Source organism: Streptomyces sp. MMS24-W38, from assembly GCF_059889265.1.
In genome coordinates, this window is sequence record NZ_JCBCPP010000001.1 from 7,046,763 (window position 1) to 7,069,612 (window position 22,850).

The 22,850-nt window shown below is 70.2% G+C and carries 19 protein-coding genes and 3 pseudogenes; 10 read left to right on the forward strand and 12 right to left on the reverse strand.

Features of this window, described 5'->3' with window-relative positions; genetic code table 11:
* The first annotated feature begins 47 nt into the window (after positions 1-47).
* Positions 48-1,049, forward strand: coding sequence for a GlxA family transcriptional regulator (locus tag AC6F7H_RS31090; RefSeq protein ID WP_500760986.1), 1,002 nt, complete (start codon positions 48-50; stop codon positions 1,047-1,049).
* Between the two features lie 829 nt (positions 1,050-1,878).
* Here AC6F7H_RS31090 and AC6F7H_RS31095 read toward each other — a convergent pair.
* The 4 genes from AC6F7H_RS31095 to AC6F7H_RS31110 all read right to left on the reverse strand — a co-directional run bounded on the left by AC6F7H_RS31095 (position 1,879) and on the right by AC6F7H_RS31110 (position 4,357).
* Complete coding sequence (locus AC6F7H_RS31095; protein ID WP_500760989.1) at positions 1,879-2,784, reverse strand: MauE/DoxX family redox-associated membrane protein; 906 nt, start codon at positions 2,782-2,784, stop codon at positions 1,879-1,881.
* A 36-nt stretch (positions 2,785-2,820) separates the two neighbouring features.
* A complete protein-coding gene (locus AC6F7H_RS31100; RefSeq protein ID WP_500760992.1) occupies positions 2,821-3,438 on the reverse strand; it encodes a cell wall protein in 618 nt (205 codons plus the stop codon).
* A 13-nt stretch (positions 3,439-3,451) separates the two neighbouring features.
* Complete coding sequence (locus AC6F7H_RS31105) at positions 3,452-3,655, reverse strand: RlpA-like double-psi beta-barrel domain-containing protein (protein ID WP_375231986.1); 204 nt, start codon at positions 3,653-3,655, stop codon at positions 3,452-3,454.
* A gap of 252 nt (positions 3,656-3,907) precedes the next feature.
* Complete coding sequence (locus AC6F7H_RS31110) at positions 3,908-4,357, reverse strand: hypothetical protein (RefSeq protein ID WP_500760995.1); 450 nt, start codon at positions 4,355-4,357, stop codon at positions 3,908-3,910.
* A gap of 413 nt (positions 4,358-4,770) precedes the next feature.
* Between AC6F7H_RS31110 and AC6F7H_RS31115 the strand changes: the two genes are divergently transcribed.
* Positions 4,771-5,295, forward strand: coding sequence for a hypothetical protein (locus AC6F7H_RS31115; RefSeq protein ID WP_500760959.1), 525 nt, complete (start codon positions 4,771-4,773; stop codon positions 5,293-5,295).
* 228 nt (positions 5,296-5,523) lie between these two features.
* Here the strand turns inward: AC6F7H_RS31115 and AC6F7H_RS31120 are convergent, their stop codons facing one another.
* The 3 genes from AC6F7H_RS31120 to AC6F7H_RS31130 are packed head-to-tail and all read right to left on the reverse strand — an operon-like array spanning position 5,524 to position 9,061.
* Positions 5,524-5,874: a UBP-type zinc finger domain-containing protein gene (locus tag AC6F7H_RS31120; protein WP_500760997.1), complete on the reverse strand. Its 351-nt coding sequence runs from the start codon at positions 5,872-5,874 to the stop codon at positions 5,524-5,526.
* Complete coding sequence (locus AC6F7H_RS31125; RefSeq protein WP_500761000.1) at positions 5,871-7,388, reverse strand: ATP-binding protein; 1,518 nt, start codon at positions 7,386-7,388, stop codon at positions 5,871-5,873. The genes AC6F7H_RS31120 and AC6F7H_RS31125 overlap by 4 nt, the downstream gene beginning before the upstream one ends.
* Complete coding sequence (locus AC6F7H_RS31130) at positions 7,385-9,061, reverse strand: NAD(P)/FAD-dependent oxidoreductase (RefSeq protein ID WP_500761002.1); 1,677 nt, start codon at positions 9,059-9,061, stop codon at positions 7,385-7,387. Before AC6F7H_RS31130 ends, AC6F7H_RS31125 begins: the two co-directional genes overlap by 4 nt.
* A gap of 987 nt (positions 9,062-10,048) precedes the next feature.
* Between AC6F7H_RS31130 and AC6F7H_RS31135 the strand changes: the two genes are divergently transcribed.
* The 3 genes and pseudogenes from AC6F7H_RS31135 to AC6F7H_RS31145 all read left to right on the forward strand — a co-directional run bounded on the left by AC6F7H_RS31135 (position 10,049) and on the right by AC6F7H_RS31145 (position 12,589).
* Complete coding sequence (locus tag AC6F7H_RS31135) at positions 10,049-10,780, forward strand: SDR family oxidoreductase (protein ID WP_500761005.1); 732 nt, start codon at positions 10,049-10,051, stop codon at positions 10,778-10,780.
* Positions 10,781-10,946: 166 nt separating this feature from the next.
* Positions 10,947-11,162, forward strand: a pseudogene (locus AC6F7H_RS31140) (cupin domain-containing protein); the annotation flags it as partial.
* Between the two features lie 512 nt (positions 11,163-11,674).
* Entirely contained in the window at positions 11,675-12,589 is a 915-nt protein-coding gene (locus tag AC6F7H_RS31145) for an RNA repair domain-containing protein (protein WP_500761008.1), read from the forward strand.
* Between the two features lie 130 nt (positions 12,590-12,719).
* Here AC6F7H_RS31145 and AC6F7H_RS31150 read toward each other — a convergent pair whose 3' ends face one another.
* On the reverse strand, positions 12,720-13,745 hold the full coding sequence (locus AC6F7H_RS31150; protein WP_500761011.1) for a glutathione S-transferase family protein: 1,026 nt from the start codon (positions 13,743-13,745) through the stop codon (positions 12,720-12,722).
* A 560-nt stretch (positions 13,746-14,305) separates the two neighbouring features.
* Between AC6F7H_RS31150 and AC6F7H_RS31155 the strand changes: the two genes are divergently transcribed.
* A complete protein-coding gene (locus AC6F7H_RS31155) occupies positions 14,306-14,605 on the forward strand; it encodes a hypothetical protein (RefSeq protein WP_500761014.1) in 300 nt (99 codons plus the stop codon).
* Positions 14,606-15,440: 835 nt separating this feature from the next.
* Positions 15,441-16,049 carry a TMEM175 family protein gene (locus tag AC6F7H_RS31160; RefSeq protein ID WP_500761017.1) on the forward strand — a complete coding sequence of 203 codons (609 nt, stop codon included), beginning with the start codon at positions 15,441-15,443 and terminating at the stop codon, positions 16,047-16,049.
* A 364-nt stretch (positions 16,050-16,413) separates the two neighbouring features.
* Here AC6F7H_RS31160 and AC6F7H_RS31165 read toward each other — a convergent pair.
* Positions 16,414-16,596, reverse strand: a pseudogene (locus AC6F7H_RS31165) (IS256 family transposase); the annotation flags it as partial.
* Between the two features lie 116 nt (positions 16,597-16,712).
* On the opposite strand from AC6F7H_RS31165, the gene AC6F7H_RS31170 reads away from it, so the two are divergent.
* Positions 16,713-17,990 carry a GAF domain-containing protein gene (locus AC6F7H_RS31170; protein WP_500761020.1) on the forward strand — a complete coding sequence of 426 codons (1,278 nt, stop codon included), beginning with the start codon at positions 16,713-16,715 and terminating at the stop codon, positions 17,988-17,990.
* Between the two features lie 102 nt (positions 17,991-18,092).
* Positions 18,093-19,616 carry an acetaldehyde dehydrogenase ExaC gene (gene exaC, locus AC6F7H_RS31175; RefSeq protein WP_500761022.1) on the forward strand — a complete coding sequence of 508 codons (1,524 nt, stop codon included), beginning with the start codon at positions 18,093-18,095 and terminating at the stop codon, positions 19,614-19,616.
* 83 nt (positions 19,617-19,699) lie between these two features.
* Here the strand turns inward: exaC and AC6F7H_RS31180 are convergent.
* Positions 19,700-19,879: pseudogene (locus tag AC6F7H_RS31180) on the reverse strand (aminoglycoside adenylyltransferase domain-containing protein); the annotation flags it as partial.
* A 308-nt stretch (positions 19,880-20,187) separates the two neighbouring features.
* Here AC6F7H_RS31180 and AC6F7H_RS31185 point away from each other — a divergent pair.
* The gene (locus tag AC6F7H_RS31185; protein ID WP_500761025.1) at positions 20,188-20,472 is read left to right on the forward strand and encodes a hypothetical protein; all 285 of its coding nucleotides are present in this window, start codon (positions 20,188-20,190) and stop codon (positions 20,470-20,472) included.
* Positions 20,473-20,705: 233 nt separating this feature from the next.
* On the opposite strand, the gene AC6F7H_RS31190 is transcribed toward AC6F7H_RS31185, so the two are convergent.
* Together AC6F7H_RS31190 and AC6F7H_RS31195 are read right to left on the reverse strand one after the other, a co-directional pair.
* Entirely contained in the window at positions 20,706-22,448 is a 1,743-nt protein-coding gene (locus AC6F7H_RS31190) for a VanW family protein (protein WP_500761028.1), read from the reverse strand.
* A gap of 217 nt (positions 22,449-22,665) precedes the next feature.
* Positions 22,666-22,803, reverse strand: coding sequence for a hypothetical protein (locus tag AC6F7H_RS31195; RefSeq protein ID WP_500761032.1), 138 nt, complete (start codon positions 22,801-22,803; stop codon positions 22,666-22,668).
* Positions 22,804-22,850: the final 47 nt, after the last annotated feature.

The window sequence follows — 22,850 nt, forward strand, 5'->3', positions numbered from 1 at the left end:
TACCATGGCGCCATGTCCTTTCTGACAGAGAAACCACAGATTCAGACATGACGCATCGTGTGGGCTTCGTGGTGTTCGACGGTGTGACCATGCTGGACGTCAGTGGTCCCGCGGAGGTCCTGCACCAGGCGAGCCGGCTTGACCACCACTACGACCTGGTCCTGATTTCCGCGTGTGGTGGAGAGGTCAGGACTTCGACCGGGATGCCGCTGGGCGGCACCGTGACGGCGGCCGAGGCCGGCCGGATCGACACGGCGCTCGTGGCCGGAGGCGACCGCCTGACCGAGCAGCCGGTGGACGCGGAGCTGCTGGCGACGACCCGCACCGTGGCCGCGCGGGCAACGCGGGTCGCCTCGGTGTGCACCGGCGCTTTCGTCCTGGCCGAACTCGGTCTGCTCGACGGGCGCCGGGCGACCACTCACTGGCGGCATGCCGACACACTCGCCCGCCGTCACCCCTGGGTACGCGTCGAGCCGGATGCGATCCATGTCCGGGACGGGCGGTTCATCACCTCCGCCGGTATCAGCGCGGGCATCGACCTGACACTGGCCCTCGTCGAGGACGACCACGGAGCCGATGCGGCCCGCCGCATCGCACGCGAACTGGTCGTCTTCCTGCAGCGTCCGGGCGGACAGTCACAATTCACCACGGCCACCACTCCGCCCGCGCGCAATGACCTCCTGCGCCCCCTGATCAATTCCGTGCTGGCCGACCCGGCCGCTGATCACGGCCTGCCGTCCATGGCCCGCGCCGCGGCCGTCAGCCCCCGGCACCTGACCCGGTTGTTCCACACCGAACTGGGCACCACCCCCGCCCGCTGGGTCGAGCGGGTCCGTCTCGACCGCGCCCGACAACTCCTCCTCGACGGGCACAGCGTCACCTCGGCGGCCCGGCACAGCGGCTTCGGCAGCGACGAGACCCTCCGCCGCGTCTTCGTCCGCCACCTCGGCATCACCCCCACCGCCTACCGCCAACGCTTCGCCACCACCGGCACGGCCCGGACCGCGATTCCCGAAGCCAAGGACACGGTGGAACACCGCGGGGCCTGAACACCGGCTCTCCGCCAGTCTCGTCGGCGAGAGCGACGGCTGCCAGTACACGCGCACCACCTGGGAGCATGGATGCCTCTCCGTGCCGGTCGAGGAACCTCGGAACGAAAACCGCGCCAAGCCCTCGCACGTGATCATTCTCAGCGCCAACAACTGCCTCAATGTCCCACCCGCCGTCAATTGCATCGGATGCGAACTCGCGATGGTTGGCGAAACGCGGGCGGTGGCGGGTCTGCCAAACGAGCGGGTCCGGCCCGTAGTCGGTGGTGATGTTACGCAAACGTCCATGGGAGGAGGATGCGGTGGCGGAGGAGGTCGAAGCCGGCGCGTCCGTGTATCTGCCTCATGATCCTCTTGGTGCGGGTGTTGACGCCTTCGGTGCGGCCGTTGTGGTGGTCCACGCTCGTCGAACAGCCCGGCGGCTCGCTCGTGTTTCTGGCCGTCGTACATGTACGCGTCCTTGGCTGGTGCCTGTTGCTCGGACGGGCCGCGAAGTGCTTCCGCAGGGTTCTTGGGAGGGGCGGAGCGCCGCCTCGGACGTTTGAAAGCTTCGTCTCCCGGCGTGCAGGACCCGGGGTTGAAGCTCCGACCTCGAACACGGTGAGCTCGATCCATCACTCGTCCGTCAGATTTCCACGCGCCATGAATCAAGATCGTCTCACCCTCGGGATCCGCTTGCGGCACACGCCCTGATGCCGCACCGCCGGAGGGGTCCGGTCCCGTGGCGGCGAACGGCTCACCGCCGCCTGCGAGGACGTGGGCAGGGGGCGGTGAGCCACAGGGTGCCGGTCCGGCGAACCGCTGGAGCCGGAGCCGGTGGTCCAGCGGTTCAGCCGATCGTCGGCAGAGCCTTGCGTGAAGGAACCGCGTTCAGCATCTTCTGCGCCACCGGCTCCCCACTGTCCGCGTCGACGAAGCTGACGCGGACAGCGGGATCACCGGGGGTGTCGCGGCTGGCGGTGGCGTCCAGGGCGAAGACCACGGACACCGGTCGTGCGTTCTCCCGCGTCCCGTACACACCCGAGTACAGGAGGATGCGCCAGCCGTCTTCCTCCCAGTGGTCCAGCAGACCCGACCGGACCACCGGGGAGGCGGTCTGCCAGGCGAGGGAGTGCTCCAGCAGTTCCACGCTGGCGGCGACCGGCACGCGGTCCCCCCGCTCGCTGCCGAAGAGCGGATGCCCCCACACACGGAGCCGCAGACGGCGCAGGGGAAGCAGCCACCACCGGTCGGGATCGACCGAAAGTGCCACCAGGACGACCACGGCGACGGCCAGAAACACGAGCGAGCCGCCGGGCTGTTCGACGAGCGTGGACCACCAGGCGCCGTTCGCCGTTGCCGCCGCGGTCGCGCCGCTCGCGAGCACCACCGCGGCGCGTGCGAACGCGCGCCAGGTGATCGGGGTGTCCTCATTCGCCGAACAGCCGCAAGAGGACTCCGGTGCCAGCACCCGGCCGTAACCGAGATAACCGAGGAATCCGGCCCCGAGGGCGGCGGTGGCCGTGCCCGGCACCGGGCTCGCCGGTAGGGCCAGCAGTCCTGTGGCGAGCAGGAGTTCCCCGGCACCGACGGCACGCAGCACCAGCGCCGCCCGCTCGCTGCTGCGCAGCATGCGGGCCAGTGCCGTCTTGGGTGCCTGGCGCACGGTGTCGCGGTTGAAGAGCTTGACCGAGCCGGTCCACCCCAGTAGGCCCGCAAGGACCAGGGGCACGAGGCTCGTCGTCAGTGAGAACATCTTTGTCCCACCCTTCTCCCTCCTGTGATCCGGACGTCAGTGCCCGACGGAGATACGGACGATGTCCACGGAGTCGTCGGACGGCCGCCAGGCCCCGAGCACCTGGGCGCTCTGTCCGATACGCAGCCGGGAGAGGTCCGAGGTGAGCGCGCGACCCGCGTAGGAGGCATTCGTCGTGTCCGGGAGGACGTGGCCGATGAATTCGTGCTGCCCGTGGGAGAGGTGCAGCCGGCTCTTCGCGATGCCGCGGATCTGGGTGTCGATGTTCACGATGTTCACCCACACAGCGTCGGCGGCGACGGTACCGTCCGGCATCGGGACGCCGCGCGCGTAGAGCCCGTCGCCGACCTCGATCTCGGCGGCGGTGGTGGGCTGGACCTTCCACACGCTGGTGGCGTTGGTCATCTGGACCCGGGAATGGTCGCCGTAGGATCCCGCGACCTGAAGCACACTGCCGGTGATGCCGGTGATCCGGCCTTCCACGAAGGACGATGCGGAAATCGCCGGGTCGAGCGACGGCTCGGCGGCGAAGGCCGCGTCGGCGTCGATTCCGCCGAGAGCGGTCGCGCCGACGATGGTTGCGCCGCTGAGGGCGGCCGTGGTGAGGAAGCGCCGACGGCCCAGGCCGCCGTTGTCGTTCTGGCGGTACGTCACGTTGAACGCCTCCTCACTCGTAGATGTAGACCGGCAGCTTGCCGGAGCTGAGGCTGCCGATGGCCGAGAAGGCGGCCGGGGTCAGGTCCAGGACCCGGTTGGTGCGGCAGGCGCCGTTGCAGCAGGCGGCCTCGCCGCACCAGCTCTTGGTGCGCGGTCCGCAGTCGGTGATCGTGATGCAGACCGTGGCGCCGGAGCACTGGTGCCTGACGTTCATGACGGAGCCGCAGCCGCGTCTGGGGATGTTCTCGCCGCACAGGTCGGGCCGGGTGATGTCCCAGCACGCTTGTGACGCGTTGGGCCAGGCGCCGTGATTCGCACTGGACCGGCAGTTGCCGCAGGCGCCGCCGCCTGCGCTGCCGCACGGACCCCATGAGGATCCGCAACAGAACCAGGTCGTTTCACCGGCCCACAAGCTGGTCGATCCGCAAGCCATCGTGCCGCCTCCCTCTGCTGATAACTGTCGCGTTCATGACAAATCGCTCGAAGGTTGTTGCGCACACAGCACTGCCATGATGCGCGTATCTACGCGCGTTGGCCAGAAGGCCGTTGAAAACCGATCGATCCGGCCGAGGCCGAGCATGGCCAGGGAGCGGCCCGGACAGCTGTCGGGTGTGCGGTGGCAGGTGACATCAGTGACGTGCGGCGTGCGGGTGTCGTGTTCGAGGAAGACCAGGGCGCACAGGCGTTGCAGGCCGAGGGTGTCGATGCTCGAGCAGTCGCAGGCGATCACGGCGGTGGCCTGCACGGACAGGAACCCGCGCCAGGTCGGGCCGGCCCGGCGCGGGGCCGGATCGATGCCCGCGGCCTGGAGGATCTCCCGGACCGTCGAAGCGGTGATCGGATCTCCGAGCCGGGCCGGTTCACCCTGGATCCGGCCATGACCCCATCGGCTGCTCTCCTGCGCGAGGCGCGGCACGAGCTTTTTGATGGCGGCGGTCGGAAGCGGCCGTCCGGGGCTGTGACGCCGCTGGGGATGGTCTCACCGACGGGCGACCGACGTGCGGTGCCATGCCGGCAGTGTGCCCGGCGGGACGGGGGGAAGGCCTGCGTCCGGCGGCGGCCGGGGAGCAGCGAGGACAGGGTCGCGGTCCGCGGCCGGTCCGCCGGTTCGTACCGCACGGGTGCATGGATTTGGCGTCGCAGCACCGCGTTCTCGTGCCGCAGCACGAGCGGTTCGGCACACGACATGACACTGCGTCTCCCCGCATGTCTGCGGACGGATACCGTCCGCCCTCTGGCGGACGCGCGTAGAGGTCCGCCATGATCTGCGTGCACCACCTGCACAGCCACCCCCCAAGGAAACCTGGCCCCCAGCAGGAAGGTCCGCACATGAAGGCCGTGAAGGCTCTGAGGTTCCCGAGGATCCGCTCGGTCCTGATCGCTCTCGCTCTGGTCATCGCCCCCGGCGCCGCCGTCATCGGCACGGCGGGCGAGGCGTCCGCCGCCACGAAGATCAGCCACGCCACCGCGACCTCGATGTTCCGCGAGGTGGGCATCACCTGGTCGTCCTCCGGCAACTGCTCGAACCGCAACGTCTCGACCTGCACGTCGTTCGAACAGCTCAACCTCGCCACCGCCCAGGGCGCCCAGACCCTCAAGCGGGCCAGCGGCTGCGCGCTGAACGTCACCGGCGGCACCGAGACGGGCCACGCCTCCGGGACGTACTCGCACTGGAACGGCTACAAGCTCGACTACAGCAAGTACGCGTGCCTCGGGAACTACATCAAGAACAACTTCGCCTACATCGGGGTACGCGGAGACGGCGCCCAGCAGTGGCGTTCCGGTTCCGGCAACATCTACGCCGAAGAGGGCAACCACTGGGACGTCACGTACTACAACTGCGGCGGCTGCTGAGCCGGAGTCCGCACACCTCGCGGCCACCGTTCGACCCGTCGAGGGCGGGTCGAACGGTGGCCCGGCGGGCGGTCGAGCCGGGTACCGATGCCCGAACTCGGCCCTTGCCCTTGCCGAAAACCTCATATGACGACGCCAGCGACTCGGCGGCATCCTCCACGAGTACCGACATGGCGCCCGAACTGGGCGGACGAGCTTTTCGGCAGGCGCGGGGCAGCTCGGGACGGCTCAGCGCAGCACGTCCGCCCAGTTCGCGGGGACGCGGCCCGCCGGGCCGGGCGCCGGCTGGTCCGCCGGGTGGCTCACCGGCGGCGCGAGTTCGGGGCCGGTCTCGTACAGCTCGTTCGTGTCGTAGTTCCAGAACCAGCCCTCGCCCGGCTCGTAGCTGTGGATCACCGGGTGTCCGGTGGCCCGGTGGTGGGCGGTGGCGTGCTTGCCGGGGGAGTCGTCGCAGCAGCCGATGTGGCCGCACTGCGCGCAGCGCCGCAGATGGAACCACCAGCCGCCCGCGGCGTCGCACTCGACGCAGGCGGTGCCGCTGGGCGGGACGCGGGGGTCGATTCCGGTGTCACTGGTCATGCCGGCTCCTGGGATGTCGTACGGTCCTCGGACGTGAGCGGCGGCCCGTCGGACGAGGCGGAGGAGAGTGCCGTTCCGTCGGGTTCGACGGCGGCCAGGGGCAGCAGTACCCGGAAACGGGTGTCGCCGGGTGCCGACTCCACGCCGATGCTGCCGTGGTGCTTGTTGACGACGATCCGCCGGGAGATGTCCAGCCCCAGACCGGTGCCCCGGCCGACCGGCTTGGTGGTGAAGAACGGGTCGAAGATGCGGTCGCGGATCTCCGGCGGCACGCCGGGCCCGGTGTCCCGGAACTCGACGAGAAGCCGGTCGTCGTGGAGCGCGGTGCGCACGGTCAGTGTGCCGTCGCCGCCCGCGCCGTCCATCGCGCAGAGCGCGTTGTCGATCAAGTTGGTCCACACCTGGTTCAGTTCCGCCGGGTAGGCGGGGATCCGCGGCAGCGTACGGTCGTACTCCTTGGCGATCCTGATCCGCGGCCCGATCTTGCCGGACAGCATCAGCAGCGTGCTGTCGAGGAGTTCGTGCACGTCGGCGACCTGGTAGGGGGCGCGGTCCAGCTGGGAGTACTGCTTGGCGGCGTCCACCAGACGGGAGACCCGGGTGGTGGAGTCCGCGATCTCGTCCATGAGCAGCTCGGTCTCCACCGTGTAGTTGAGCCAGCCCACGGCGCCCGGAAGGATCTCCTGCCCGACGGACGCCGCGACCTGCTCCAGCCAGTCCACGTCGAGCCCGGCCTGTACGAAGGTCGGCGCGATCTGCCAGCCCTGCTCGACGCCGTGGTCCTCCAGCCAGTCGGTGAGGGCGTCCTCGCGGTCGGAAGCCTCCAGCGGGGTGAGCACCGGTGCCTTGGCGACCCGCTCGGCGGTACGTTGCTGGATGTCGATGAGATTCGCCAACTGGTCCCTGGAGAAAGAGCTTTCGGCGATGAGGGCGAGCTTGTGCCGCATCCTGGCCACCCGCTCCCGCAGCGTCGCGGTGGCCCGGACGGCCGCCGCCGCCGGGTTGTTGAGCTCGTGGGTGAGCCCGGCGGACAACGACCCGAGCGCCAGCAGCCGCTCCCGCTGCCCTACGGCCGCCTGGGTGCTCTTCGACCCGAAGAACAGCCCCTCCAGCAGATGCACCGCCATCGGGAACCACTCGCGCATGATGTCCGCGAACGTCTCGGCGGGCAGCACGAAGAACCGCGTCGGCTCCGTGACGCGCATCGAGTTGTTGTAGACCTGCCGCAGCCGGTCCCCGAGGTACGCCTGCATGGCGCCCGAATAAACCCCGCGCTGCGAGGACCGGATGACCTCCACGTCGTCGCCACCGACCCGGCGGGAGAGCACCACAGTGCCCTCCAGCATCACGTAGAAGCAGGCGGCCGGCTCGCCCTCGGTGTAGACCGGGCCGGGGTCGAACCGCTCCGTCCGCCCCTCGCGGCACAGCCGGCCCAGCTGTTCGCCCGACAGCTTCTCGAACAGGAACAGCGAGCCGATCTCCTTCGGGCTGCACGGCATCGGTCGGCCGCTCATGACTGCTCCAGATACCGGTGGACGAGCAGCACGGCCATGGCTCCCTCTCCTACGGCGGACGCGACCCGCTTGGCGGACTCCGCGCGCGCGTCACCCGCGACGAACACGCCGGGCACATTGGTCTCCAGGTGGTACGGCGGCCGGTCCAGCTCCCAGCCGGGAGGCGGACGTCCGTCGGGCGTGAGGTCGGGCCCGGCCAGGATGAACCCGCGCCCGTCCCTCAGCACCGTGCCGTCCAGCCAGTCGGTGAGCGGGGCCGCGCCGATGAACACGAACATCCACTGGGCGTCGACCAGCTCGCTCCGCCCGCTCGCCGTGTCGCGCAGGGTCAGCTTCTCCAGGTGGCCGGAGCCGTGCGCGGCCTCCACCACGGTGCCCGTGCGCACCGAGATGTTGGGGGCCTCCTCGATCTGCTGGACCAGGTAGTACGACATCGACGCCGACAGGGAGGGGCCCCGCACCAGCAGGGTCACCGACTTGGCGCCCCGTGCCAGGTACATCGCCGCCTGCCCCGCCGAGTTGGCGCCGCCCACGACGTAGACGTCCTGGCCCCGGCAGGACGGCGCCTCGGTCAGAGCCGAACCGTAGAACACCCCGCAGCCGGTCAGGTCCCGTGCGCCGGCCGCGGGCAACTGCCGGTAGGACACCCCGGTCGCCAGGATCACGCTGTGTGCGGCGACCGCCGAGCCGTCCGAGAACCGTACGGTCCGGGCCGCGCCACCCACCTCCAGGCCCGTCACCTCGCGCGCGGTGAGGATCTCGGAGCCGAACCTCGCCGCCTGCCGGCGGGCCCGGTCGGTCAGCTGGGCGCCTGAGACGCCGTCCGGGAAACCCAGGTAGTTCTCGATCCGGGAGCTCTGCCCGGCCTGCCCGCCGGTCGCCGAGCGCTCCACGAGCACCGTCCGCAGCCCCTCCGAGGCCCCGTACACGGCAGCGCCGAGCCCGGCCGGGCCGCCGCCCACCACGACGAGGTCGTAGAAGTCGGCCGCCGGTGTCGTCGCCAGCCCCACGTGGGCCGCGAGCTCCGGTGCCTCCGGCTCCAGCAGGGGTGTGCCGTCCGGGGTGACCACCAGCGGCAGCCGCTGCCCGTCCTGCCCGGCGGCGGCCAGCAGCCGCCTGCCCTCGGGCTCGTCGGAGGAGTACCAGCGGTAGGGCACCTGGTTGCGGGCCAGGAACTCCCGCACCTGGGACGACCGCGCCGACCAGCGGTGCCCGACCACCTTGGTGCTGGGCACCGGCCGGTAGTCACTGCATCGCCAGGCCTGCAGCAGGTCGTCCAGGACCGGATAGAGCTTCTCCTCGGGCGGGTCCCAGGGCTTGAGGAGGTAGTGGTCCAGGTCGACGACGTTGATCGCGTCGATCGCCGCGTTGGTGTCCGCGTACGCGGTCAGCAGGACCCGCCGCGCGCCCGGGTACACGTCCAGGGCCTGTTCGAGGAACTCGATACCGTTCATCCGCGGCATGCGGTAGTCGGCCAGGATGACGGCGACGAGGTCGCCGCGCAGTTTCAGCTCGCGCAGCGCGTCCAGCGCGGACTCGCCGGACTCCGCGCGCACGATCCGGTACGAGGCGCCGTAGTGCCGTCGTAGGTCCCGGGCGACGGCGCGGGAGACCCCGGGGTCGTCGTCCACGGTCATGATGACGGTCCGCGTCGGCTCCACGGCCTGTGCCATGTGTCTGCCACCCCGTGTGGTCGGACAGGCGGCCCGGTGCACCTTTGCGGCACCGCGCCGGCTCCCGCCCATCGTACGTTCGAGTGTCCCGATTTGCCCTAGTGTGCGGAGGTCCGTCGTCCCGGCCGCCCGCTTCCGTGATCACCCGGTGGGGGAGGCCGGACCGAGGACGGCTCACCTCCGCTCGCTCGGCGGCGTCGGCGGCCACTCGGCCGGCAGCCGGCACTCGGGCAGGGAGTCGTCCGCGGCCCGGCGGATCGTACGGTTGGCCGGTCGCACCCGGCCTCGCCCTGGTGCAGGCGGCGGACCTGGCCGGCGAGAACCGGTCCGGCGCGGCGGCCGCTCTCGCTTTCGCCGCAGGCCGTGGCGCTCGCCAAGGCCTGCGTCCACCGGATCCGGTGACGGCACCCGTGGGGCGCCCCGTCCGGGCGCCCCACGGGCTCGGCTGCAGGTAGGTGATCTGCGGCTCGGCGGGGTGCCGGTGAGCAGCACGCGGATGAGGTGGCCGCCGACATCGACACGGACGAGAGGACCGGCGGGGCGGAGTTGGGGAAGGTGACGCGGCGGGCGCCGAACAGCGGGCCCGGGTCGGTCACCGGTAGACGCGGACGGGGTGGTCAGGCATGAGGTGGCCTCTCGACGGGGGCAGTGCCGTGCGGGCCGCCCTGTACCCCATCGCGGGCTGGGGCCCGGTCGGACAGGACCGGGGCACCAGACGGGTTCCGGCAGCCCACCGGACATCGCCCTGCTCGAGGGCCGCGGCGGGGGCGTCCTCCAGTGGGTGCCGCTGATACACAAAGATTTGCCGACGGTGACGGTGTGGCGGGTGGACGAGGCGCGCAGCAGATCGGCCAAGGGGGCGAGACGGACGGCGACGGTGTGACCGTGCTCGCCGGGGCGAGAGTGTCCGAGTTCGGGTGTACCTGGAGCGGGGTTAAGGTCGCATAAGCCGCATTCCTGGCAATATCGTCGAAGGAAGGCTGGATCATGAAGTTCGCAGTCATCGGCGGAACCGGGCTGATCGGGTCACGGGTCGTGGAGAACCTGAACGCGGCCGGGCACCAAGCCGTACCGCACTCCCTGTCCACCGGCGTGGACATCATCACCGGCCAGGGGCTGGAGGCGGCCGTGGCGGGCGCCGACGTCGTCATCAACCTGACGAATTCCCCGACCTTCGACGACGCCTCGCTCGCCTTCTTCCAGACTTCGATGAGCAATCTTCTTGCCGCGAGCGAGAAGGGCGGGGTCGGGCACTTCGTCATCCTCTCGATCGTCGGCGCGGACCAAGTGCCCGATCTGGACTACTACCGGGCGAAGGTGCTTCAGGAAAACATCCTCAAGGCCGGGCCGATCCCGTATTCCATCGTCCGTGCCACGCAGTTCATGGAGTTCATGGACGCGGCCCTGGCCATGACCGCCGACGGCGCCACCGTCCGTCTGCCACGCACGCCGATCCAGCCGATCGCCGCTGCGGACGTCTCCGGCATTGTCGCCGAGGTCGCCGCAGGCAGCCCTCTGAACGGCGTCCTCAACATCGCAGGCCCCGACGTCTACCCCCTCGACGAACTCGGCCGACTCACCCTGACCGCCAAGAGCGACGGACGCGCTGTCGTCACCGACGACAGTGCCGGCATGTTCGCCGCCGCCCACGGCGACGTCCTCACGGCCTCGGACGACGCCCGCATCGCCCCCACCCACTACACCGACTGGCTCTCCTGAACGGTCCCCTCCAGCACTCGACTTGCTGCACCGGTCCAGGGCGATGCGCGAGTCGCTCCCACTCTGATCACCGCAAAATCGAAGAGCGGACGCCGTGTCGCACGACGAGTCGTCCGGCGGCGCCGGACGGCAGCCACGCTCCGCTGCATGGAAAACGGCCGTCACAGTGCTCCAGACGGCGAAGCCACCGCACATCCCCGAGAGCGCCGCGATCATGACCCTTCACGTGGAGTTTCCTCCCGGTGACCCCGGCACCCCTCCCCATCGCCACCCCGGACCGGCCTTTGGACACCTTCTCGAAGGAGAGACGCGCTTCGAGCTCGAGGGCGAGCCGGAACGCGTGTTCCGGGCAGGGGAGACCTTCTGGGAACCGGGCAGCGACACCGCCAAGAACCTTCAGCACCGCGCTCCCGGTGTCGATCGCCGATCACCTCGCCCCGCAGAAGCCACTGATCCTGGAATGAGCAGCGGACGTCGCGCGGGCGGGACTGTCGTCAGGTGTCACGCCCACATCGGCAGTGACGCGAGGGCGACGGCTGCTCGGTAGGACTCGGCAGTCTTGTCGTACCGAGTCGCGATGCCGTGCCACGACACCGTCAGCCGACGTGACGGTGCCGTGGCACGGGCAGCGGGCGGAACGGTGAGCACCGCATCGTTCGTGTTTCTCGCCTGACTCTTCTTGTCGGATTGCTCTCCCGAGAATCGCGAACGGTCGCCCGCTGCAACCGTTGCCCACACCGATCGCCGATCCTGCCGAGACGAATCGCCTCGGCACACGTCGGCACCGTCACACCTCGCGCCTGATGCGTGACGGCGCGAGCGGAACCACCGTCGAGGACAGGACGGGCGGCACCCTGGAGGAAGAGAAGGTGTGAAGGCGGGAGAGGAGGCGCGATGCGAACCAGCGACGAGATCTATCACCGGGTCCGCTGGGACCCGCGGTTCGACCCGGCCCGGTTCGTGCTGGGGATCCGCCGGCGCGGGGGCGGCCTCGAACGCGTCCCGCTGTCCTCCTTCGTGCCCGGGGGCGACATCCCGTGGCACCGGGTGGTGTTCATCGAGGCGGACGGCGAGCTGGTCTGGGACCGGGCCACGGGCGTGGACCGCATCGACACGTCGGGTGCCGGCCGGGTGCGGCACCCGCAAGCGGACCTGAGCTTCGGCACGAGCCCCGGCAGGAGCGAGCCCACCGACGTCCTCGATGTGCCCCCGACGGCCCGCACGGCGGTGGCCTGGATCCCGCCCGCGGAGCTGTGGCCGCCGATCCAGGACATCCGCCGGGACCACGATCCGCAGATCCACCGGTGGCCGCCGCACGTCAATGTGCTCTTCGGCTTCGTGCCGGAGTCCCACTTCGAGCGGGCCGCCCCGCTGCTCGCCGCGGCGACGGCCGACACGCCGGTCTTCACCGCCCGGCTGGACGGGGTGCGTACCTTCCGGCACAGGGCGTACTTCACCATGTGGCTCGACCCGGCGGCAGCAGGCGAGACGCCGTGGGCGGACCTGCACCGCCTACTGCGGCAGCGGTTCCCGGGCTGTCGTGGGCCCGCCGAGAATTTCACCCCCCATCTGTCCCTGGGCCGGACCCGGGACCCGCGGCGAGTCACCGCCGACTGTGCCACCCGGCTCGACGCGATGACGGCGACGGTCTGGGAACTCGTCCTGCTCTCCCGCAGCGGCGACGGACCGATGCGGCCACGGGCCACGATCGCCCTGCGAACGGGCGAGGTCCGCCGGCTGCCCGGGCCGGGCCCCGAGGCGCCGGGCCCGGAGGACACGGCATGGCTCTCCCCGATCACCGACAGGTGAGGCCATGGCCGGGTGGGGCGAAGCGCTGTCTTCTTCTTCGTCACGTGGATCTCTTGGCTCGGTCGCGGCGGTTCGGTACGGACCAGCCGAATCGCCGCGCACCGGTTCGGTGCCTGGGCGGGTCCGAGCGTCAGGGGCGGCCCCGCGAGGCCGTCTCCCCGTCCGCGCGGGCCGGCCCCGGCGACGTCCCGTCGCCGAACGGCCGACCGCCCAGGTCCTCGCGGTGATGAGGGGCCGACCAGCCGGACAGATCGGGGCCGAGGGGCACGATGCCGGTCGGGTTGATGCCGGTGTGCACCTGGTAGTAGTGCCGTTTGATGTGGTCGAAGTCGACGGTGTCGCCGAAGCCGGGCGTCTGATAGAGATCGCGGGCGTACGCCCACAGCACCCGGTTCTCCGTCAGCTTCCAGCGGTTGCACTTGAAGTGGCCGTGATAGACGGCATCGAACCGCACCAGCGTGGTGAACAGCCGGATGTCCGCCTCCGTGATCGTGTCGCCGACGAGGTACCGCTGCCCCGCCAGCCGCCGCGCCAGCAGTTCCAGCCGCCGGAACACGCCCGCGCACGCCACCTCGTACTCCTGCTGCCCGGTGGCGAAGCCCGCCCGGTACACCCCGTTGTTCACATCGTCGAACACCTCCGCCATCACCGCGTCGATCTCGCCGCGTCGCTTCTCGGGATACAGGTCGGGCGCGCCTGCGCGGTGCAGGGCCGTCCACTCGGTGGCGAAGTCGAGAGTGATCTGCTGGTAGTCGTTGGTGACCAGCTTCCCCCCGGCCACCTCCACGATCGCGGGGACACTCACTCCGCCCGGGTAGTCCGTCTCCCGCCGGTCGTACGCCTCGCTCAGATACCGGATGCCGAGCACCGGGTCACGGCCGCCCGGGTCCAGGGTGAAGCGCCAGCTGCGGTCGTCCTGGACCGGGTCGGCGACGGCCAGGGACAGCGCGTCCTCCAGACCGAGCAGCCGCCGGGACACCAGCGCCCGGCTCGCCCACGGGCAGGCCCGGCTGACGACGAGCCGGTAGCGCCCGGCCTCCACCGGCCATCCGTCCCTGCCGTCCGCGGTGATCCGGTCCGTGAAGTGGGCCCTCGACCGCTTGAACGCCTTCCGGCCGTAGGCGCTGTTGCCGCCGTCCCCCTCGTCGTGGCTCATGGTGTCCTCCTCCTGGTCGCTTCGAAACCCTGGGACCGCGTTCCCCGTTCTCGGCGGTCGGCACGGTGTGACCGGGGCCGGCCGTGGCGGCCGGCCGGGGTGGGTACACGATCGGATCGCATGACCCGGACCGTCCTGGCCGCGCTCGCAGACCTGGTGGGGCTGGGCCTGCGTCGCCCTCGTCCTGGATACGTACTCGCGTCGGATTGTGGGCCGGCAATCCGCCGTCCACATGCGCACCGACCTGCCGCTGGACGCGCTGGAGACGGCCCTGTGGCGGCAGAGGACCAAGAAGGACGCCGGCCTCATTCATCCAGGTCGAGCGGGCCGTTTTCCAGTGGGTCGCGTGGTACGACGGTGAACGACTCCACTCCGCCACGGGCTGCATCCCACCCGGCGAGTACGAGCAGGCGTACTGGGCGAGCCTGGAGGAAGCCCCGCAGACCGCTTGATCACACGATCGCGGACCCTACGAAACTCGGGACAGCTCACTCTTCCGCCGCTCGGCGTGGGTGGATCCGATGCGGCGCATGGGACTCCCCGGTGACAGGATCGGTGTTATGAACACCAAGACGGACTGGGTGTACCGGGTGTTCGAGCCGCACGGCTCCGAGGGCTGGCGCCCCTACGGCAGTGACCCCGAACGGTGGCAAGGCGCGATCACCGCCCCAGACTCGACCGAGGGCGCCAAGTACGCCATCGGCCGCATCCTCGGCGATCTGATGACCGAGTGGGAGAGGATCGGCCTCCATCACGCGATGCACGTGCGGGTCTTCCTCTGGCACGACGAGGCAGGAGACATGGAGGAGGCGGACTTCATCGTGGAGGTCCGGCCCCGGTCGGACATCGATACAGCGTGATCTCCGGCGCATGAGGCTCCTCACGGCGGCAGGCTCGGTGCGATGGGCACCGAGAGGTCGTGGGCGTACCGGGTGGAGGAGTCGCACGGCTCCGCCGACTGGCGCCCCCTCGGCGACCACTCCCACCGCCGGCTGGAAAGAGCACCACCGACACTCCCAGGCAGGGCGCCGAGTACGCTGCGCCGGTCGTCACCGACCTGGTGACCGGGGAAGGTGAACGGCATTTGCGAGCAGCACGCGCGTGTGATCGTGTGAGCGGGCGAAGAAGGCACCGGCCCCCGTCTGCGACGGCCTCGATGCCCGGGGGCGTGCCCTGACCGGCCACCGCCGCCCCGCGCGCCGCCTGCCACCCGGCACTCCCGCGCCACCGGGACGCCAAGTACCCCGCCCTCATTGACGAGATCCTTTGCACCGCCGGGATCGAGGCCATGCTCACCGGCGTCCGCATGCCGCGCATAACTCGATCATGGAACGGTGGATGCACACACTCCTCGCCCGACTCCTCGACCGCACCCTCCTCCGGAACGAGCGGCACCTGCGCCGAGCCCTCCACGCATACGAGCGGCACCACAACGAGCACCGCGCCCACCGCTCACCCCACGCCGCCGCACCGCTGCGTTCCCTCTCCGAACCGATCACCGACCCCATGCGGATCACCCGCCTCGACATCCGCCGCCACGACCGCCTCGGCGGAGCGATCCACGAGTACCGACACACAGCCGGACCGGCGCGGACGGGATATTCGGCACCTGGACACGTACGCGGTCCGGATGATGACGCCCCGAGGGTCGATCGCTGTGACCGGCCTGGAGTCGTGCGCCATTAGCATCGGCTCATGCCGACCGAGCGGATGGAAGCGTTCAGCGATGGGGTCATCGCCATCCTGATCACGGTCATGGTGCTCGAGTTGCCCACCCCGCACGGGACCACTTGGGCGGCCCTGCACGACGCGCTCCCGGTGCTGCTGACCTACGTGCTCAGCTTCGTCTACCTCGGCATCTACTGGAACAACCACCATCACATGCTGCAGGCGACCGATCGGGTGAACGGGCTGATCCTGTGGGCGAACCTGCACCTGTTGTTCTGGCTCTCCCTGATCCCCTTCACCACGGCCTGGATGGGCCAGAACCACTTCGCCGCCGTCCCCACGGCCGCGTACGGCATCGACCTGCTCGCCGCCGCCCTGGCCTACTACGCACTGCAGAAGACGATCACCCGGGACCAGGGTGCAGAGTCCCTGCTCGCCACCGCTGTGGGTAGGGACCTGAAGGGCAAGGTCTCGCCGCTGCTGTATGCGAGCGGCATCGGCCTGTCCTTCCTGAACGACTGGCTCGCGGTGGCGATCTATGCCGGCGTCGCGCTGATGTGGCTGGTCCCCGACCGGAGGCTCGAGCGGACCATCGCCCACAGACCGACCCCGGGCCCGGGCGAGTCCGCCCCCTGATCCCGCCGCTCTGCGAAGGGGCCTGCCGGCCGGGGGGATCCAAGGCATGCACCCGGCGCCCGCGACACCGCCACACCACGAGCAGCAGGACCGCGCGCACTGTCTGAAGCGGGGCGTTGCCCGCCGGGCAGCCACGAGACGTCACGATCAGGCACTCGAACACCTCGGGGAACAACCGTTCTCCCGGAACGCCCGTGACAAGGCATCAGATGGATCCAGTGCTCGGCAGGGAAGTCGTGGAACGCCAGCAGTTCGTCCTCGTCGGTGATCTTCTTGACGGTCTTGGAGGACTTCGCACCGTACTGCCCTGCGAACGTCTTACGGTCTTGGCGGCGTGTTCCTTGTCCTCGGCTTTGTAGATGCCCTGGAAGGCGGTGTGGTCGGCCTGCCACTGCGTGGTGAGCCGGGTGACGGTGGCCGGGGAGAGGCCGACTGTCGAGCCGGGGAACTGCTCCAGGGAGGGCGGGAAGGCGCCGGACGAGAGCCCGTGCAGGCAGAGCAGGGGCGACACCTCGTTGATCCTCGGGAACTTTCGCGACCAGGGCGGCTGGGGGTACCTCCCGGCCGACGGCAGCAGGAGGTCACCGCCCTCGTCGAAACGGTTGTCGCCGTGCACACCTCGGGCGACGATGTTCCCAGCGCATCGCCCTGCGGGAGGCCGTGTTGACCGATCCCTGGGTAGCCCTGGAGTCGGGGGCCGACCCCGCCGAGCGCGTACGCGTGCTGCACCGGGCTCACGAGACCTTCACCGAGGCCGGCACGGTACCGCGTCCGGTGCGCGGCGTGGTCGCCGACTCGTGGCGGCGCTCGGCACGCGCCGGAGTCCACCCGGACGGTACCGCCGACGTCGAACTGACGGACAGCGACCTCGGGGCCTTCCGCGCCGAGCATCCGCTGGCGCATGTGATGCCGCTGTTCCGGGAACTGATGGGCACGTTCGCCTCCGACGGCCGTCATCTGCTGGCGGTGTGCGACGCGCACGGCAGACTGCTGTGGGTCGAGGGGCACGCGTCGACGCTGCGACAGGCGGGACGGATGAACTTCGTGCCCGGCGCGCGGTGGGCGGAGAGCGCGGTCGGCACGAACGCGCCGGGCACGGCGGTCGCCGTGGGCCGTCCGGTCCAGGTGTTCGCGGCCGAGCACTTCGTGCGGCGCGTGCAGCCGTGGACGTGCGCGGCGGCCCCCGTGCACGATCCGCACACGGGGCGGCTGCTCGGTGCCGTGGACATCACCGGTGGGGACGGTCTCGCGCATCCGCACAGCCTGGGCTTCGTACAGGCCGTGGCACGTGCAGCGGAATCCCAGCTGGCGCTGCTCGCCCCGAGGCGCCCGGACAGCGGTGGGCCCGAACTGGCGACGCTGGGCCGTGATCAGGCCGTGCTGACGGCAGGTGGCCGCAGTATCCGGCTCAGCCGCCGGCACAGCGAGATCCTCGTCCTTCTGGCCCGGCGCCCCGACGGCCTGACCGGCGACGAACTGCTGTGCGCCCTGTACGAGGACGAGTCGGTGACACCGGTGACGCTGCGCGCGGAGCTCGCCCGGCTGCGCCAGGTGCTCGGCCCGGGACTGCTCGAGTCGCGCCCCTACCGGCTCACGGCACCCCTGGAGTCGGACATCGCCGCCGTCGAACGTCGGCTGGCGGCCGGCGCGGTCACCACCGCCCTGGCCGCCTACGAGGGCCCACTGCTGCCCGCCTCCCGGGCACCGGCGGTCGTACGGCTCAGGCGCCGCCTCGCCGACGGCCTGCGCGCGGCACTGATCGCCCGCTCGGACGCCGACCTGCTGGCCGACTGGGCCCACGCGCCGTGGGGCGAAGAGGACCTGGACGTATGGCGGGCACTGGTCACGGCCCGGCCGACGGCATCGAACCGGGCCCATCTGGCCTCACTCGAATCGGAGTTGGCGGCTCCGGACGGCTGGGCCCGCTTCGAGGGCCGGTAGCGCCGCTGCCCATCCGCAACGTGGATGCAACGTCCGCGTCCTTACGCTCCGGTGCAGAGCTGCCCAACGGCGGGCGGCCCTGCTGAAGGAGGCCAGTTCCGCATGACCCGTTACGCGGCGCCCGGAAGCGAGGGCGCGATCGTCTCCTACCAGTCCCGCTACGACCACTTCATCGGCGGGGAGTACGTACCTCCGGTCAAGGGGCAGTACTTCGAGAACCCGAGTCCGGTGAACGGGCAGCCGTTCACCGAGGTGGCGCGCGGTACGGCGGAGGACGTAGAGGCGGCACTCGACGCGGCCCACGCGGCCGCGCCCGACTGGGGGCGCAGGCCGGCGGCCGAGCGGTCCGACATCCTGCTGAAGATCGCCGACCGCATGGAGGCCGACCTGGAGTCACTCGCGGTCGCCGAGAGCTGGGAGAACGGCAAGCCCGTACGGGAGACACTGGCGGCCGACATCCCGCTGGCCATCGACCACTTCCGCTACTTCGCCGGCGTCGTGCGCACCCAGGAGGGCTCGCTCAGCGAGATCGACGACGACACGGTCGCGTACCACTTCCACGAGCCGCTGGGTGTCGTCGCCCAGATCATCCCGTGGAACTTCCCCATCCTGATGGCGACGTGGAAGCTCGCGCCCGCCCTCGCCGCGGGCAACGCGGTCGTCCTCAAGCCCGCCGAACAGACACCGGTCTCCATCCACTACTGGCTGAGCCTCGTCTCCGACCTGCTGCCGCCGGGCGTGCTGAACATCGTCAACGGCTTCGGCCCGGAAGCCGGAAAGCCGCTCGCCTCGAGTCCGCGGGTGGCGAAGGTCGCCTTCACCGGCGAGACCTCCACAGGACGGCTGATCATGCAGTACGCGGCCGAGAACCTGAAGCCGGTCACGCTGGAGCTGGGCGGCAAGTCGCCGAACATCTTCTTCGACGACGTGTGGGAGAAGGACGACGAGCTGCGCGACAAGGCCCTCGAAGGGTTCACGATGTTCGCGCTGAACCAGGGCGAGGTGTGCACCTGTCCCTCCCGCGGGCTGATCCAGCGCGGCAACTACCCCGACTTCCTGGCCGCGGCCGTCGCCCGCACCGAGCTGATCAGGCCCGGGCACCCGCTCGACACCGACACGATGATCGGCGCGCAGGCGTCCAGCGAGCAGCTGGCCAAGATCCTGTCCTACATCGACATCGGCCGACAGGAGGGTGCCAAGATCCTCACGGGCGGCGAACGCGCCGATTACGACGGTGACCTGAAGGGTGGTTACTACGTGCAGCCGACCATCTTCGAGGGCGACAACCGGATGCGTGTCTTCCAGGAGGAGATCTTCGGCCCCGTCGTCTCGGTGGCCTCTTTCGGCGACTTCGACGACGCGATCAAGATCGCCAACGACACGTCGTACGGTCTCGGCGCGGGCGTGTGGACCCGCGACGTCAACACGGCCTACCGCGCCGGCCGCGCCATCCAGGCGGGTCGTGTCTGGACGAACTGCTATCACGCCTACCCCGCGCATGCGGCGTTCGGCGGCTACAAGCAGTCCGGGATCGGCCGGGAGACGCACAAGATGATGCTGGACCAGTACCAGCAGACGAAGAACCTCCTCGTGTCGTATTCGCCGAAGAAGCTCGGCTTCTTCTAGCCGCGGCAGAAGGGCGCCTGAGCTCGGTCGAAGCCCGGCAGGCGCCCTTCTCGACGCGTCGGGGAATCATCGGCAGCCGGGGCGGGCGGGAGCTGGGCGAGGGCCCAGTCGGCGGCGGCGTCTTTCGACTTGATCCGGCCGGTGGCGAGCGTGGTCCAGATGCGGGCGAAGGCCAGCAGGACGTTGCGGGTGTCGCTGTCCAGGTCGTCGAGCAGGCCGGGGACACCCGCCAGGCTCGCCCGGACCAGGTCGGCCTGCCGGACAGCACACAGCTCGACGGTCTCGGCTTTGGACTCCGGTGTGAACGAGCGGCGAGGACGCGGCTTCTTCTTCCCCATGCTCTCCATGGCGGACATCATCCTTCCGGGGCCGGAGCCCCTGATCTCGGATGTCCGTCAAAGCGGATCAAGCGCAGTGTGCAGGGCCGTGTGTCCGGGCCGGAAGCCGCCGTTCGGACCACCTGAGGGGGCCCCTTCAGGTGATGGCCGGACGCCTCATGAGCCAGGCTGTTGTCGCAGGGGTACGAGGTCTCAGCAGAGGACGAACCCAGAACCCCGCGAGGAGTTTGGCGATGTATGCAGCGGTCCGGCGGTACGAAGGGGTGACCGATCCGGCAGAGGCGGGACGCCTCGTGAACGAGGGCTTCGTGCCGCTCATGCGCCAGGTCTCCGGCTTCGTGGCCTACTACTGGGTAGATGCCGGGGACGGAGTGATGGTCTCGACCAGTGTCTTCCAGGACCGGGCCGGTGCCGAGGAATCGATCTCGAGGGCGGCGGACTTCGTGCGGGACAACCTCGTGTCCCTGCTCCCCAACCCTCCCCAGGTCACGGCCGGAGAGGTGCTGGCTTCCGCGTAGCAGCGTTCGGACCGGCCTTCCGGGTTCCCCGTGACGGGGAGTGAGGAGCGGACGTGGCGGGGAGGGCGGGGTCCGTCCCGCCGTTCGGTTTCGACGGTGTTCCTCCTGCGGGTTCGCCGCAGTCTGTCCGGCGGTCGTGAGCCGGGCGAGCCGCACGGTCGTGGTGAACGGGAGACCTGTCGTCCGAGGTCGTGGTACGGCGGCTTGTCACTGTCACCCCGACGGGGATGTCCTCAGGGCTGGCGCTCGTTCGGCATCTCTGCGCAGGTGACCTCGTCACGTGGGGTGTAGTGCGTGCGGAACGGTTCCCGCTTCACTTCCCGGCCGTCGTCGTGGAAGACCCGCTCCACGGTGACGTCGAAGCCCTCGAGCGGGGTCTGCGGCACGCACTTCTCAGCGGTGCTCACCTTCTTCGCCGGCGGCTGCACCTTGGTGCGCGGCCCCTTGACCGACGTGATCTCGTCGTACTTCTTCGTGCCGAGGAAGGTGATGGTCACCGAGGTGTCTGTGGACTCGGCCTGGATGTAGACGGCCTTGCCGGAGTCGTTGGTGAACCTCAGGTCGAGGCTGCCCCAGGCGACCGTCGCCTCACGGCCCTCGGGGTAGCGCTCGATGTAGAAGGAGTGGGCGCCGTACTCGAGGGGCTTGACCCCGGCGAAGAACATCGCGTTGAAGACGGTCGTGGCCACGGCGGAGACACCGCCGCCGGACGCCTTGATGTACTGGTCGTCGAAGATCATGATGCCGTCGACGAACCCGTTGGCCCGGGTGCGCTCGCCGACGGTCCGGTTGAAGCTCCAGGTCTCGTCCGGCATGACGACGGAGCCGTTGATGAGTTCCACGGCCCGGCCGATGTTCGTCGTGCGGTAGGCGGCCGGCTCGAAGGCGACGGTGAAGGAGGACATCTTCTCCGCCAGCCCCAGACGTGCCGCGTTCTCGCGGGTGACCTCCGGCTGGATCAGCTGTGCGGCCACCTCACCGGTGCGGGCGGCGCCCGACTCGGTGAGCAGGGGCAGGACGGCCTTGCTCAGGGCCTTGTCGGTGACCTTCACGCCGGGTCTGGCGTCTGCGGCCACCACGACCTTCTCGCCCTCGAGCCCCAGCCGGGCGTTCTGGGGCGTGGTGGGGAGGCCGTTCAGAGCACCGGCCACCGCGGGGGCGGCGCGCAGGCCCTTGCTGTCGAGCTTCGGTGTGAGCCTGCCGGTGTCGTCCGGCCGCATCGTCAGGTACTCGCCCAGCACGGCCGGGGTGATCGTGAACCGCTTGCCGCCCGCGGTGAGCGTGACCGGTGCCGACATCGCCGGCTGCGCGAACTCGCGCACCGCCCGTCGTACCTCTTCCGCCGTGATCTTCGGCCTGGTCTCGTGTGCGGGCAGCACCGTGACCGAGTCCGCCGCGCCGCGCAGGAAAGGGATGCGCAGGGCACCGGTCGCGGCGTCCACGTCCAGCGCGTACCCGGTGCGCGGGGCGACCTGCTCGACACGTCCGTCGGCGAAGGAGACGGCGCCGTCGCGAACCTTCTGGTCGAGCGTCTTCGCCAGCTTCCCGAGGGTGGCACGGGCCTTGTCCTCGTCGATCCGCACGACCGGTTCGATGTCACCGCCCGAGCGGAACAGCCCGCCGATCACGCTGACCGGATCGGCGCCGGTGGACGACGCCCGGTCAAGGGTTTCCCGGATGTCGAAGGTGAGACCCGCCTGCCGCGGATCGATCGTGCTCCTGCGGTCGCCGACCTGCACTGCCAGCTTCCGCGGGCCGGCCGCCGCCAGGTGCTGCTCCAGCTTCCGGGCGGCTTCCTCACGGGTCAGGCCCCCGATGTCCAGGCCGCGCACCGTCGTACCCGCCTCGATCTCACCGCCGGTGAGCAGCAGCCCGGCGAGATACAGGCCGCCGATGCCGACGGTCAGCGCACCGCCCGCCAGGGCGACGGGCGGGAACGAGGCTTTTCGAAGGACGGAGGGTATTCGGGGGTGCATGGGTCTCCTGAGCAATCGATGTAGCGTACACCCGATGCCACGGCGCTGTGTGCGAAAGCAGTCGGCCAAGCTACGAACAACCGGGCGCCAAGGGTATGTCCCAGGTCGCACCGGGCGTCTCCGCTCAGCGGTCCGAGTGACGAGCGCAACGGCGCCCGGCATGCTCGGCGCCCGGTTCTTCTCCACGAGCAGGCGGCCACTCCGGGCCGTCCCTGCCTCAAGCCTTCAGCGCCTCGGCTTCGACATCGATGACTTCGCCGAAGTCGAAGTCGAAGCCGAAGCCGAGGCCCGACCGCTGTCCCAGGGCGCCCCCGCCCGGAACCCCAGCCGGACCCGACTGCTTCCTGTTCCTCACGGACCCCGCGGGCCGTCCCTTCCGCCCGGGCCCGCGGAAGCCGCACA